This is a genomic window from Microbacterium sp. JZ101 (assembly GCF_053903175.1).
Genome location: NZ_CP096400.1, coordinates 1,497,966 through 1,510,436 on the forward strand (window position 1 = coordinate 1,497,966; position 12,471 = coordinate 1,510,436).

Sequence of the window (12,471 nt, forward strand, 5' to 3'; positions counted from 1 at the left end):
CACAAGCGCCCACGATAGCGGTTCCTCGACACCCGTCGCGTCACGCCTCCGTGCGGACGTCGTCAGGGGCCTTGTCGGGGCGGAGCCCGCGCCAGCGCGCCTGCCGGAGGCTGCCGCTGCGCGTCCACTCCGCGAACTCGACCTCGCCCACGAGCCGGGGCTCCACCCAGGTGGCGTCGCCCGTGTCCTCACGGGGGACGTCCCGCAGCGGACACTCTCGGGTCTCGAGCGGGGCGAGCAGGTCGCGCAGGCGCCGCAGCTCCCGATCGGAGAAGCCCGTGCCGACCCTGCCGACGTACCTCAGGCCATCCGCATCGGGTACGCCGAGGAGGAGCGAGGCGAACGAGCCGGCCCTGCCGCCCCTGCCGCGCCGGAACCCGCCGATGACGACCTCCTGCGTGTGCGTGAGCTTGACCTTGAGCCAGTCCTCGGTGCGCGTGCCTGGCCGGTAGGGCGACGAGCGCCGCTTCGCGACGATGCCCTCGAGGGCGTGCTCGCGCGCGACGTCGAGGGCGATGTCGACGTCGTCGAAGACCGGCGGCACGATCACCGACGGACCGGCCGTCGCCGCCGTCTCCTCGAGCAGGTGCCGGCGCTCCTCCAGCGGCAGCGGCGTGAGGTCGCGGCCGTCGAGCCGCAGGATGTCGAAGAGGTACAGGAGCACGGGCGCCCGTGCGCTCTCGCGGGCGACGTCGTCGGCGCGCTCGAGGTGCATGCGGTTCTGGAGGAGCGAGAAGCTCGGCCGACCCTGCTCGTCGAGCGCGACGATCTCGCCGTCGACGAGCGCGTCCCAGGCGTCGAGGTGCGTGCGGGCCGCTCCCGACAGCTCGGGGTAGCGCTGCGTGATCTCCGCTCCCGAGCGCGCGAAGAGCCGCAGGGCGCCCGAGCGCCACTCGCCGAGCGCGCGCACGCCGTCCCACTTGAACTCGACCCACGGCGGCGACGAGAGCGTCCGGGCGAGCCCCGGCGTGCCGTGCACCGCGAGCATGGGCGCCGGGCGCGCGGGCGGCGCCTCGTCGCGCGCGGGCTCCGCGGCCGCCCCCGGCTGCCGCTTCGTGCGGTGGAGGAGCCACGACGACTTCTCGCCGGATCCCTGGGTGCGGATGAGCGCGATCCGCACCTCGTGGAGCGGGCCGTCCTCGCGTCCGCGGAGCGTCACGATGACCTCGTCGTCGCGCCACTTCTCCGTCTCGTACGTGCCTTCGTCCCAGATGGTCATCGTGCCGGCGCCGTACTCTCCCTTCGGGATCGTCCCGTGGAAGTCGATGTACGCGAGCGGATGGTCCTCGGTCCGCACCGCGAGGCGGTTGCGGTCGGGGGTGTCGGGAATGCCCTTCGGCACGGCCCAGCAGGCGAGTACGCCGGCGCGCTCGAGCCGGAGGTCCCAGTGGAGCCGGCTCGCGTGGTGCTCATGCACGACGAAGCGCGGGAGATCCCCGTCGTCGGGCTCGGGATGGGGCGTCTCGGGGACCGGCTCCGGCGTGCGCCCCGCCGTGCGCTTGGCGATGTAGGAGCCGAGAGGGCCGGTCGCGGCCGCGGGCGGGTCGATCCCGGCGAGCGGGTCGCCGATCGCGTCGGCGCGCGCGAGCACCTCGTCGAGCTCGAGGTGCCGCAGGTCGGGGTCGTCGAGCTCGTCCCACGTGCGCGGCGCGGCGACCCAGGGCCGCGCGCGTCCGCGCAGCGAGTAGGGCGCGACGGTCGTCTTCTTGCCGTTGTTCTGGCTCCAGTCGACGAACACGCGGCCTGCGCGCAGGTCCTTGCGCATCGCGCTGACCGCGAGGTCGGGATGGTCCGCCTCGAGTGCGCGCGCGAGCTCGCGGGCCAGCGCCGACGCGTCATCGGAGGGGAGCGGGCGGGGGAGCGCGGCGTAGAGGTGGATGCCCTTGCTGCCGCTCGTGACCGGCTGGGGCTCGAGTCCCATCCCCTGCAGGATCCCGCGCGCGAGCCGCGCGACCTCGGCGCACTCCGCGAGCCCCGCACCGGGCCCGGGGTCGAGGTCGAGCACGAGCCGGTCCGCCGGCCCCGGCGATCCATCCGGCGCGAACCGCCACTGCGGCACGTGGAGCTCGAGGCTCGCCACCTGCGCGAGGTAGACGAGTGTCGCGACCTCGCCGACGAGCGGGTAGTCCTTCGGCCCCAAGCTGTGCTGGATGGCCCTGCGCGGCACCCAGGACGGCGCCCCCGGCTCGAGCGCCTTCGCGAAGAACGCCTCCTCGGGCGCCTCCGTCGTCCCGACGCCCTCGACCCAGCGCTTGCGCGTCACGGGTCGCCCGGCGACGTGCGGCAGGAGAAGCGGCGCGATGCGCGTGTAGTACGCGATCACGTCGGCCTTCGTCGTGCCCGTCTCGGGATACATGACGCGCTCGAGGTGCGACACCCGCAGGCGGCGCCCGGCGACCTCGACGGTCTGCTGCTGGGGCACGGGCATGGTTCAGGCTATGCGCGCGCGGCCGATCCGCGTCAACCCCTGGCGGGCGGGGCGTGGGAGCGCTTCACTTGTGCCATGAGATCGATCTGGAAGGGCGCGCTGACGTTCGGCCTCGTCAACGTGCCGGTCAAGGTCTACGCGGCCACGGAGGACCACGACGTGTCGCTCCACCAGGTCCACGCGGCGGATGGCGGCCGCATCCGGTACCAGCGCAAGTGCGAGGTGTGCGGCGAGGTCGTCGCATACCGCGACATCGACAAGGCGTTCGACGACGGCGAGCGCACGGTCGTGCTCACCGACGACGACCTGAAGGCGCTTCCCTCCGAGCGCAGCCGCGAGATCGAGGTGGTCGAGTTCGTGCCCACCGAGCAGGTCGACCCGATCACGTTCGACCGCGCGTACTACCTCGAGCCCGACTCGGCGTCGCCCAAGTCGTACGGCCTCCTGCGCGAGACCCTCGAGCGGACGGACCGGACGGCGATCGTGCGCTTCTCGCTGCGGCAGAAGACGCGGCTCGCGGCGCTGCGCGTGCGCGACGGGGTGCTCATGCTGCAGACGCTGCTGTGGGCCGACGAGGTGCGGCAGGCGTCGTTCCCCGCCCTCGAGGACCCGATCAAGGTCAGCGAGAAGGAGCTCGAGCTCGCCGAGAGCCTCGTGGAGAGCTACTCGTCCGACTTCGACCCGGAGGAGTACGTCGACGAGTACCAGAAGGAGCTCCGCACCCTCATCGAGGCGAAGCTCGAGAAGGGCGACGCGGTCGACACCGAGGCGACCTTCGGCGCCGAGGAGGAGAAGGGTGGCGAGGTCATCGACCTCATGGAGGCGCTGCGGGCGAGCGTCGAGCGATCGCGCGCCGCGCGCGGCGGCAAGAAGGAGGCCGAGGAGGCGGAGCCCGAGAAGGAGGCCAAGCCGCGCAAGCGGTCGAAGAAGGCCTCCTGACCCGATCAGAAGTCGGGCTTGCCGTCTCCGTCGATGTCGGGCGCGCGCTCGAACACCTCGGCGTCGAGCACGAGGTCGTCGGCCGGCGCCGCTTCGGCGGCCTTGCGCGCGCGGCGGCGCTCCTGCAGGTAGTGCCAGAGCACGATGAGCGCGGTGCCGCCCACGGCCGCCAGCAGGATCACGTCGATGTACTCCGTGACGATGTCGCGGACCCACGGGATGTACGCGATCACGTAGCCGAACATCGTGAGGCCGAAGCCCCACAGGAGCGCGCCGATGAGGTTGTAGAGCGAGTATCGCTTCCACGGCATATGACCGATGCCCGCCGCGACCGGCGCGAAGGTGCGGACGATCGGGACGAAGCGCGCGAGCACCACCGTGATGCCGCCGAAGCGCTCGAAGAAGGCGTTGGTCCGCTCGACGTTGTGGCGGCTGAAGACGCCGGAGTCCTTGCGCTCGAACACCGCGGGCCCGCCCTTGTGCCCGATGAGGTACCCGACCTCGCCGCCGACGAACGCGGCGAGCGCGATGAGGCCGCTCACGATCCAGATGTTGACGCCGAAGACGTCGACCGTGTGGGTGAGGAGCCCCGAGATGAGCAGGAGCGTGTCGCCGGGGAGGAGGAAGCCGACGAGCAGGCCGGTCTCGGAGAACACGATGAGGCAGACGACGAGCAGCGCCCACGGCCCTGCCGCGTCGATGATCGCCTGCGGGTCGAGCCACGGGATGAGAGCGATGTGGTGCACGATGCTCCGGATGTCGGTGGGAGGGGTGCGACGCGGGACCGCGTCTCGTGCGGAAGGTGGGACTTGAACCCACACGCCCGGAGGCACAGGAACCTAAATCCTGCGTGTCTGCCAGTTTCACCACTCCCGCGAGTCCGATCAGTCTACGGCGCGGGAGGGAGCGCGACCATGAACGCCGATCACGCCTTCATGTCGGCAGATCCCATCACCCGCTCGACGGCGATCTCGAGGACGACCCGGCGCGGGTTCTCGCGTGGCTGACGGTAGCGCTCCGTGTAGAGGCGCACGGCCTCCGCGACCGCCTCGGGCTCATCCCGCACGCGCGCGGGCCCCTCGAAGCTGATCCAGCGGGCGCCGTCGACGCTGCTCACGGTCGCGCGCCCTGCGCGCGCGGCGTTGACGAACTTCTGCGTGCCGCGCGTGCCGATGATCCGCACGACGCCGTCCCGGTAGGTCATGCCCACCGGGACGGCGTGGATGCGGCCATCGCGGCCGATCGTGGACAGGGTGGCGAGGTGGCGCTCGGAGACGAACGCGAGACCGGCTTCGGAGATCACCTCACCAGCGTGCCAGAGCGATCAGGCGCGGAAGCCCGCGCGGTCGACCTTGCGGTGGTAGCGCATGCCCGCGAGCCCGCCGAGCACCGCTCCGCCGAGGCTCACCAGGAGCGCGCCCACCGCGGTGATGATGCCCACCGTCGTGAGCTCGCCCTCGTTGAAGGGGAGCCGGGGGAACGTGTTGACGTCGGCGAGGATGTTCCACTGCGCGCCCGCGACCGCCGTGACGATCGCGACGACGATCGCGATGACGACGGCCCACAGCCAGACCGCGAGGCCCTGCTTCGCGCCGCTGAACCGCGCCATCCGCCCCGCGACGTACCCGCCCGCGTAGTACGACACGAGCAGGATCACGAGCACCGCGACGGCGCCCGCGATGCCGATCGTGTCGGCGTTCTGGGCTGCCTCATCGGCGGTCACCTGCTCGCCGAGGCCGAGAGCCGCCCCTGCTCCCGCGACGAGGGCGGTCAGCAGCGCCGTCATGCCCATCGCGCACAGCCATCCGAAGAAGGCCGAGCCGAACTTGAAGCCGCCGAACTCCTCCTTCTCGCGCGCCACGACCTCCTCGCGGTCGGCGCGGACGGCCGTGGTGTCGGCGCGGGACGCCGTCGTGTCGTCGCGGACGTCGCGCACGTCGTACGCGCGCGTGGGCTCGTCGCTGCCGTGGCCGGCATCGCCGTCTCCGGCGAGATAGTCCGCGTGCTCCGGGGCGCGCCGGTCGCGGCGCGATTCCGATGAGTTCTCGGGAGTGCTCATGATGCGGTCCTTTCGAGCTCGTCCGTGGTCTCCCCAGTAAGGCATCGGCGCGGCCGCGCACACAGGGCATTGCGCGAACGGCGTCGGCACGGTAGCGGGTCGCGGCTGCGCTGTGGATAACTTTCGAGGCCGTCTCGGCGATTCGGCCAGGATGGCCGCGTGGGTCCCCTCATGAGCGCGGTCGCGGAGCGAGTCAGGGATCGGCTGCGCGCCGACCAGACCGATCCCTCGCGTGCGCCCGAGGCGGTGCTCCGCATCGCGCAGGCGGAGGTGCGCCGGCACAACGACTTCGCCCTCGCCCGCGGTCTCGCGATCGTCGACGACGAGCAGGCGGCCGTGCGCGAGGTGCTCGCCGCCGTGACCGGATACGGCCCCCTGCAGGAGCATCTCGACGACCCGACGGTCGAGGAGCTCTGGATCAACGCCCCCGATCGGATCTTCGTGGCCAGGGACGGCGTGACCGAGCGCCTCCCGCTCGCGCTCACCGACGCGGCGGTCCGCGACCTCGTCGAGCGGATGCTCCACGCGACAGGGCGGCGCATCGACCTCTCGCAGCCGTTCGTCGACGCCGCCCTCCCGGACGGCTCGCGCCTGCACGTCGTCCTCGGCGGGATCGCGCGGAGGCACTGGGCCGTGAACATCCGCAAGTTCCTCCCGCACGTGCGGAGCCTCGATCGCCTCGTGGAGATCGGATCGCTCGCCGCCGAGGCGGCCGACCTCCTGCGCGACGCCATGAGGCAGGGGCGCAGCGTGCTCGTCTCCGGAGCGACGCACGCGGGCAAGACGACCCTCCTGGGTGCTCTCGTCGCCGCGTGTCCGCCTGCGCACCGCATCGTCACGGTCGAGGAGACCTTCGAGCTGGGCGTGGACGCGCCCGACCTCGTCGCGCTGCAGGGTCGGCAGCCGAGCCTCGAGGGCACGGGCGAGATCACCCTCCGCCGCCTCGTCAAGGAGGCCCTGCGGATGCGGCCCGACCGGATCGTCATCGGGGAGGTGCGCGACGCAGAGGCGCTCGACCTCCTGCTCGCGCTGAACACGGGCATCCCTGGCGCCGCGACGATCCACGCGAACTCGGCGGTCGACGCCCTCGCCAAGCTCGCTGCGCTCCCGCTGCTCGCGGGCCGCAACATCGGTCGCGAGTTCGTCGTCCCGGCGATCGCGACGAGCGTGGACCTCGTCGTGCACTGTCAGCGCGCCGAGGACGGGCGGCGCCGCGTCCAGGAGATCATCGCTCCCACGGGGCGCGTCATCGACGACGCTCCCGAGACGCGCACGCTCTACCGGACGGGGGAGCGATGGCGGTGATCCTCGTCCTCGGAGCTGCGCTCGCCGCAGGGCTCCTGCTCGCCCTGTCACCGTGGCTCTGGCCGCCGCGGGAGCGCGCAGTGCGCGAGCGCCCGTCGGCCCTCGCGGCCCTGCTCGAGTCCGCGGGCTTCTCCCATGTCGCCCCGCGCGTGGTCGTCGCGGTGTGCGCAGGCGCGGCGCTCGTCGCGGCGTCCGTCGCGTGGCTCGTGACGACCGTGGGGGTGCTCGCGCTCCTCGCGGGTCTTGCGGGAGCCGCGTGGCCGCTCCTGTGGCTGCGCTCGCGCGCCGCGCGACTCGTCCGCGCCCGCCGCGCGCTCTGGCCCGACGTCTGCGACCTGCTCATCGCCTCGGTCCGCGCGGGGATGTCGCTGCCCGACGCGGTCTCATCGCTCGCGCGATCCGCGCCTCCTGCGCTCCGCGCGGCGTTCGCGGGCTTCGAACGCGATATGGCGGCGTCGGGGCACTTCGACTCGAGCGCCGATCGGCTGAAGTCCGCACTCGCGGATCCGATGGCCGACCGCATCGTGGAGACCCTGCGCATGGCGCGCCAGGTCGGCGGCACCGAGCTCACCCCCGTGCTGCGGGCGCTCGCCGCGTCGGTGCGCGCGGATGCCGCCCTGCGCTCCGAGGTGGAGTCCCGGCAGTCGTGGACGCGCGGGGCCGCGGTGCTCGGCGTCCTCGCGCCGTGGGTGATCGTCGCCCTGCTCGCCATGCGGCCCGAGGGTGCGGAGGCGTACTCGAGCCCCGAGGGCGTGGCCCTCCTGCTCGCGGGAGCGGCGGTGTCGATCGTGGCGTTCCGGGTCATGCTCCGGATCGGCCGGCTGCCCGAGCCCCGGCGGTGGTTCGCGTGAGCTGGGCGACCGACGCGGCGCTCTCGCTCCTCCTGGGCGGGTGCCTCGGTCTCGGCATCTGGGCCCTCCTGATGCTCGCTCCGCGCTGGAGCGCGCCGAGCCTCGCGCGCCGCATCGCGCCGTACCTCCGCGACATCACCGATCCGGCCGGCACGACGGCGTGGTCGGCCGTCGCTGACCCGGGTGCGGCGATCGCGGGTGGGGCCAGAGCGCTGTGGGCGGCGGCGCAGCGTCGGCTGACGGCCCTGCTCGGGGGTGCGGACGGGATCGCGCGCCGACTCGCGCAAGCGGGCCGCCCGGTCGACGTCGCCGCGTTCCGCGGTCGCCAGCTGGCCGCGACCCTGATCGGGCTCGTCGCTGGCGGGCTCGTGGTCGCCGTGCTCGCCGTCGGCGGCACGCTCTCCGGCCCGACGCTGGTGCTGCCGGTCGCGGGCGCCGCCGTCGGGGCTGTCGGCGCGGACCTCGCCCTCACCGGGCGCGCGAAGGCGCGGATGGCGCGGATCGGCGAGGAGCTCCCCACCGTGCTCGAGTTCCTCGCGCTCTGCCTCGCAGCGGGGGAGGGCATCTACGACAGCGTCGGCCGCGTCGCGCGCCTGGGGTCGGGCGAGCTCACGGCCGAGCTGCGCGCGGTCGTCCTCGACGTGCGCACGGGCTCGACCCTGCCCGATGCGCTTCTCGCGATGGCGCGGCGCCTCCAGGTGCCCGCGCTCAGCCGCTCCGTCGAGCACATCGTCGCGGCGCTCGACCGCGGCTCCCCGCTCGCCCAGGCGCTCCAGGCGCAGGCGGCGGACGCGCGCGAGGAGGCCAAGCGCGCGCTCATCGAGCAGGCCGGCCGCAAGGAGATCCTCATGCTCCTCCCGCTCGTGTTCGGCCTGCTGCCCCTCAGCGTCCTCTTCGCCGTCTTCCCGGGCATCGTCATGCTCCGCCTCGGGATCGGCTGACCCCTCGAGAAAGGAAACGACATGAGCAGAATCGACGAGCTCGCCATCCGCCTCCGCACCGCGTGGGGCGACACCCTGCAGGACCTCGCCGAGGACGAACGCGGCGACGTGCCGGGGTGGGTGCTGATCACGCTGATGTCCGCCGGCCTGGTCGTGCTCATCTGGGCCCTCGCCGGGCCTGCGCTCGAGGGGCTGTTCCAGCGGGCGATCAGCAGCGTCGACGGGATCTGACCGTGCTCGGCCCGAGCCTCCGCGACGAGCGCGGCTCGAGCTCGGTCGAGTTCGTCCTCGTGGGCGCCCTGCTCACGGCCCTCACCCTCGCCGTCCTGCAGCTGGGGCTCGCGGTGTACGTCCGCAACGTCCTGCACGATGCGGCCGTCGAGGGCGCGTACCACGCCGCGCTCGCCGACGTGGGGCCCGAAGGCGGGGCCGAGCGGACCCGGCTCGTGATCGCACGCGCGATCGGATCGGCCTACGCGCAGGATGTGAGCGCCGCGGTGTCGGGCGGCGACATCCGGGTCACGGTCCGCTCCGCGACGCCCGTCGTCGGGCTGATCGGCGTGCCAGGGACGCTGGAGGTGACGGCGCGTGCGCCGGTCGAGTCGATGGGCTGACGCGGCCCCGGACGACGAGCGGGGGTCGGCCGCGCTCGAGTTCCTCGTGGGCGGGATCGTGCTGCTCGTCCCGCTGGCCTACCTGGTCGTCGCGCTCGGCGTCGTCCAGGAGCACGCCCTGGGCGTCGAGGCGACGGCACGGCATGCGGCGCACACGCTCGCGCGGACCGGCGGGATCGACGACACGTTCGCGGCGCTGCCCGAGGTGCTCTCGTCGGTGCCGCCCGAGTACGGCATCGCGCCCGACGCCCTCGAGGTGTCCGTGACGTGCGTGCCCGCCCATGTCGGGTGCCCCGAGGCCGGCTCCACGGTCGTCGTGACGATCGGCGCGAGGGTCCCGCTGCCGCTCGTGCCGCCCGTCCTCGGGCTCGATCGCCTCACGAGCATCCCCGTCGAGTCGACGTCCGTGCAGAAGGTCTCGCGCTTCTGGGGCGGCACGTGAGCGCCCGGGGCCTCCTGCGCGACGAGAGCGGGAGCATCCTCCCGCTCACGATCGGGTACGCCGTCCTCGCGCTCGCGCTCATCATCGTGTGCGCGAACGCGACGTCGCTGTATCTCGCGCAGAAGTCCCTCGACGCGGTCGCGGATGCGGCGGCGCTCGCGGGCGCGGACGGCTTCACGCTGTCGCTCGAGGGCGATGCTCCTCTCGCGCGACTCGACGACGGCGCCGTGCGCGCGCAGGCCGAGGCGATCGTGGCGGCCGCACCCGGCGATCAGACCCTCGTGGCGGCGGGGACGCCCGACGGCCTCTCGGCGCGGGTGACCGTCGCGACGACGTGGCACGCGCCGCTGCTCAGCGCGTTCGTCCCGGCCGGGGTCGCACTCGAGGCGACCGCGACGAGTCGCACGGCGCTGCGCTGAATCAGTCGCGCCGCGGGGCGTAGCGGGGCACGTAGCGCACGAACGCCGCGGCGCCGACGAGGCCCACCACGCCGACGAGACCGGTCGCGACCGAGAGCGAAGCGGCGGCCGTCACGGCCGACACGATGAGCGGCGTCAGGGCCGCGCCGCCGTCGGTCAGCGTGCGCCACGCGCCGAGGAACGGCGCAGGGTCGCGCTCGGGGGCCACGTCGGCGCCGAGCGTGAGCAGGATGCCCGACGACAGGCCGTTGCCGACGCCGATGACGAGCGCGAGCACGCCGAACCACAGCACCGCGCTATCGAGGTCGTGCGTGAACGCGAGCGCGCCGAAGCCCGCGCCCATGAGCAGGAGCGCGGGCACCGCCGCCCAGAGGCGGCCGAACCGGTCCATGACCTGCCCGCTCACGTAGAAGAGGGAGAACTCGACCGCTCCCGCGACGCCGACGACGAGGGCGAGGGTCTGCGAGTCCAGGCCGATCGAGACGCCCCACAGCGGCAGCACGGCCTGACGAGCCGAGCGCACGGCCGCGAGCGACGCGGCAGCGGCTCCCAGCCGGGCGAGCACCCCGCGATGGCGGTGCATGGTCCGCAGCACGCCGATCCGCTCGGTCGCCGGGATGGAGCCGGTCACCGGCTCGCCCGTGTCCTCCTCGTCGAGATCGGCGCGCGCGTCGGCACGCTCGCGCGCGGCGAGACGATCGGCGATGAGCGCCTTCTCCTCGGGATCGGGCCCGAAGGCGACGAGCGCCGCGACGCCGAGCAGGCAGACCGCGAAGAACCACACCGAGGCGATCTCGTCGCCGAACAGGGCGAGCAGGCCCGCCGACACGAACGGCCCCGTGAAGCCGCCGAGGCGGAACGAGCCGCCGACGAGGGCGAGCGCGCGGGCGCGGTGAGCGTACGGCACGCGCGTCGTCATGAAGGTGTGGCGGGCCACCGCGAACGACGACGCGCAGAACCCGATGAGCAGCACCGAGAGCCCCAGCAGGGCGATGTGCGGCGCGAGGAGCATCCCCGCGATGCCCACGAGCGACGCGAGCGACGCGATGAGCATCGTGCGCCGCTCCCCGGCCTTCGACACGAGCCAGCCGGCGGGGATGTTGCCGGCGAGCTGACCCACGACGATCGCAGCCGACACGAGCGCGGCGACCGCGAGATCGGCGCCCAGGTCGGCGGCCAGCGCCGGGAGCAGCGGGAGGATGGCTCCCTGGCCGAGCGAGTAGAGGGCCGTCGGCCCGTAGACCATGGGCGCATACCGCCGGATCGGATCGAACGGGGCGTCGGCAGTCGAGGGCATCGGCTTCCACGTTACGCCGAGCAGGATAGGCTGGAGCGTCATGCTTGAGTTCGATCCTTCCGCCGAGATCCAGGCGCTGCGCTCCACGTTCGCGAACATCCGAGAGGTGGTCGACGTCGACAGCGTGCGCGCGGACATCGCGCGTCTCGAGAAGGAGGCGTCGGAGCCCGGCCTGTGGGACGACACCGCGAACGCCCAGCGCGTCACGAGCGCGCTGAGCCACCGCCAGTCCGAGCTCGCGCGCATCGAGGCGGTCGAGCGTCGCCTCGACGACCTCGAGGTGCTCGTCGAGCTCGCCAACGAGATGGGCGACGAGGACTCCGTCGAGGAGGCGCGCAAGGAGATCACCGACCTCGAGCGCGTCATCGGCGACCTCGAGGTGAAGACCCTGCTCGACGGGGAGTACGACGAGCGCGCCGCGGTCGTGACCATCCGCTCGGGTGCGGGCGGCGACGACGCGACCGACTTCGCCGAGATGCTCATGCGCATGTACCTGCGCTGGGCCGAGCGTCACAAGTACCCCGTCAAGGTGATGGACACGTCGTACGCCGAGGGCGCCGGGATCAAGTCGGCCACGTTCGAGGTCGACGCGCCGTACGCCTACGGCATCCTCTCGGTCGAGGCCGGCACGCACCGCCTCGCGCGCATCAGCCCGTTCGGCTCCGCCGACAAGCGCCAGACGAGCTTCGCCGCGGTCGAGGTCATCCCCGTCATGGAGGAGGCCGTCGAGGTCGAGATCCCGGAGAACGACATCCGCGTCGACGTCTTCCGCTCGTCGGGCCCCGGCGGCCAGTCGGTCAACACGACCGACTCCGCCGTCCGCATCACGCACATCCCCACGGGGATCGTCGTGTCGATGCAGAACGAGAAGTCGCAGATCCAGAACCGCGCGGCGGCCATGCGCGTGCTCCAGACCCGACTGCTGCTGCTGCAGCGCGAGGAGGAGGCCGCCAAGAAGAAGGAGCTCGCCGGAACGATCACGGCGAGCTGGGGCGACCAGATGCGCTCGTACTTCCTCTACGGACAGCAGCTCGTGAAGGATCTGCGCACGGGCTTCGAGGTCGGCAACCCCGCGACCGTCTTCGACGGCGACATCGACGGCCTCATCAACGCGGGCATCCGCTGGCGCAAGCGCAAGATCGAGGACTGATCGCCGCGGGCTGACGCCCGCGCCCG

General features: G+C 72.9%; 14 protein-coding genes and 1 tRNA gene. 9 read left to right on the top strand and 6 right to left on the bottom strand.

What is annotated here, in order from left to right:
* Positions 1–40: 40 nt before the first annotated feature.
* On the bottom strand, positions 41–2,428 hold the full coding sequence (locus M1D56_RS06895) for an ATP-dependent DNA ligase (RefSeq protein WP_456285065.1): 2,388 nt from the start codon (positions 2,426–2,428) through the stop codon (positions 41–43).
* A 75-nt stretch (positions 2,429–2,503) separates the two neighbouring features.
* Between M1D56_RS06895 and ku the strand changes: the two genes are divergently transcribed.
* The gene (gene ku / locus M1D56_RS06900; RefSeq protein WP_456285066.1) at positions 2,504–3,367 is read left to right on the top strand and encodes a non-homologous end joining protein Ku; all 864 of its coding nucleotides are present in this window, start codon (positions 2,504–2,506) and stop codon (positions 3,365–3,367) included.
* A gap of 5 nt (positions 3,368–3,372) precedes the next feature.
* On the opposite strand, the gene M1D56_RS06905 is transcribed toward ku, so the two are convergent.
* The 4 genes from M1D56_RS06905 to M1D56_RS06920 form a co-directional block, all read right to left on the bottom strand.
* Positions 3,373–4,113 carry a DedA family protein gene (locus M1D56_RS06905; RefSeq protein ID WP_282977525.1) on the bottom strand — a complete coding sequence of 247 codons (741 nt, stop codon included), beginning with the start codon at positions 4,111–4,113 and terminating at the stop codon, positions 3,373–3,375.
* Positions 4,114–4,161: 48 nt separating this feature from the next.
* Positions 4,162–4,243 (bottom strand) — tRNA-Leu (locus M1D56_RS06910).
* A 49-nt stretch (positions 4,244–4,292) separates the two neighbouring features.
* Positions 4,293–4,670, bottom strand: a complete 378-nt coding sequence (locus M1D56_RS06915; RefSeq protein WP_456285067.1) for a PPOX class F420-dependent oxidoreductase — start codon at positions 4,668–4,670, stop codon at positions 4,293–4,295.
* A gap of 21 nt (positions 4,671–4,691) precedes the next feature.
* Positions 4,692–5,426 (bottom strand): hypothetical protein, encoded by a 735-nt coding sequence (locus tag M1D56_RS06920; RefSeq protein WP_324011548.1) that lies wholly within the window; start codon positions 5,424–5,426, stop codon positions 4,692–4,694.
* Positions 5,427–5,597: 171 nt separating this feature from the next.
* Here M1D56_RS06920 and M1D56_RS06925 point away from each other — a divergent pair, with 171 nt between their 5' ends.
* From M1D56_RS06925 to M1D56_RS06955, 7 genes are read left to right on the top strand one after another with little or no spacing between them, the layout of a single operon-like run.
* Positions 5,598–6,731 carry a CpaF family protein gene (locus tag M1D56_RS06925; protein WP_282977528.1) on the top strand — a complete coding sequence of 378 codons (1,134 nt, stop codon included), beginning with the start codon at positions 5,598–5,600 and terminating at the stop codon, positions 6,729–6,731.
* Positions 6,722–7,582 carry a type II secretion system F family protein gene (locus M1D56_RS06930; RefSeq protein ID WP_456285068.1) on the top strand — a complete coding sequence of 287 codons (861 nt, stop codon included), beginning with the start codon at positions 6,722–6,724 and terminating at the stop codon, positions 7,580–7,582. The genes M1D56_RS06925 and M1D56_RS06930 overlap by 10 nt, the downstream gene beginning before the upstream one ends.
* A complete protein-coding gene (locus tag M1D56_RS06935) occupies positions 7,579–8,523 on the top strand; it encodes a type II secretion system F family protein (RefSeq protein WP_456285069.1) in 945 nt (314 codons plus the stop codon). Before M1D56_RS06930 ends, M1D56_RS06935 begins: the two co-directional genes overlap by 4 nt.
* Before the next feature lie 21 nt (positions 8,524–8,544).
* Positions 8,545–8,754 (top strand): hypothetical protein, encoded by a 210-nt coding sequence (locus tag M1D56_RS06940; RefSeq protein WP_271171636.1) that lies wholly within the window; start codon positions 8,545–8,547, stop codon positions 8,752–8,754.
* A 2-nt stretch (positions 8,755–8,756) separates the two neighbouring features.
* On the top strand, positions 8,757–9,137 hold the full coding sequence (locus M1D56_RS06945) for a TadE/TadG family type IV pilus assembly protein (RefSeq protein ID WP_282977531.1): 381 nt from the start codon (positions 8,757–8,759) through the stop codon (positions 9,135–9,137).
* Positions 9,112–9,579, top strand: coding sequence for a TadE family protein (locus M1D56_RS06950; RefSeq protein ID WP_271171638.1), 468 nt, complete (start codon positions 9,112–9,114; stop codon positions 9,577–9,579). The genes M1D56_RS06945 and M1D56_RS06950 overlap by 26 nt, the downstream gene beginning before the upstream one ends.
* Positions 9,576–9,998, top strand: coding sequence for a pilus assembly protein TadG-related protein (locus tag M1D56_RS06955; RefSeq protein WP_456285070.1), 423 nt, complete (start codon positions 9,576–9,578; stop codon positions 9,996–9,998). Before M1D56_RS06950 ends, M1D56_RS06955 begins: the two co-directional genes overlap by 4 nt.
* Before the next feature lies 1 nt (position 9,999).
* Here M1D56_RS06955 and M1D56_RS06960 read toward each other — a convergent pair whose 3' ends face one another.
* Positions 10,000–11,295, bottom strand: a complete 1,296-nt coding sequence (locus tag M1D56_RS06960) for an MFS transporter (RefSeq protein WP_271172173.1) — start codon at positions 11,293–11,295, stop codon at positions 10,000–10,002.
* Between the two features lie 40 nt (positions 11,296–11,335).
* On the opposite strand from M1D56_RS06960, the gene prfB reads away from it, so the two are divergent.
* On the top strand, positions 11,336–12,445 hold the full coding sequence (prfB, locus tag M1D56_RS06965) for a peptide chain release factor 2 (protein WP_271171640.1): 1,110 nt from the start codon (positions 11,336–11,338) through the stop codon (positions 12,443–12,445).
* Positions 12,446–12,471: the final 26 nt, after the last annotated feature.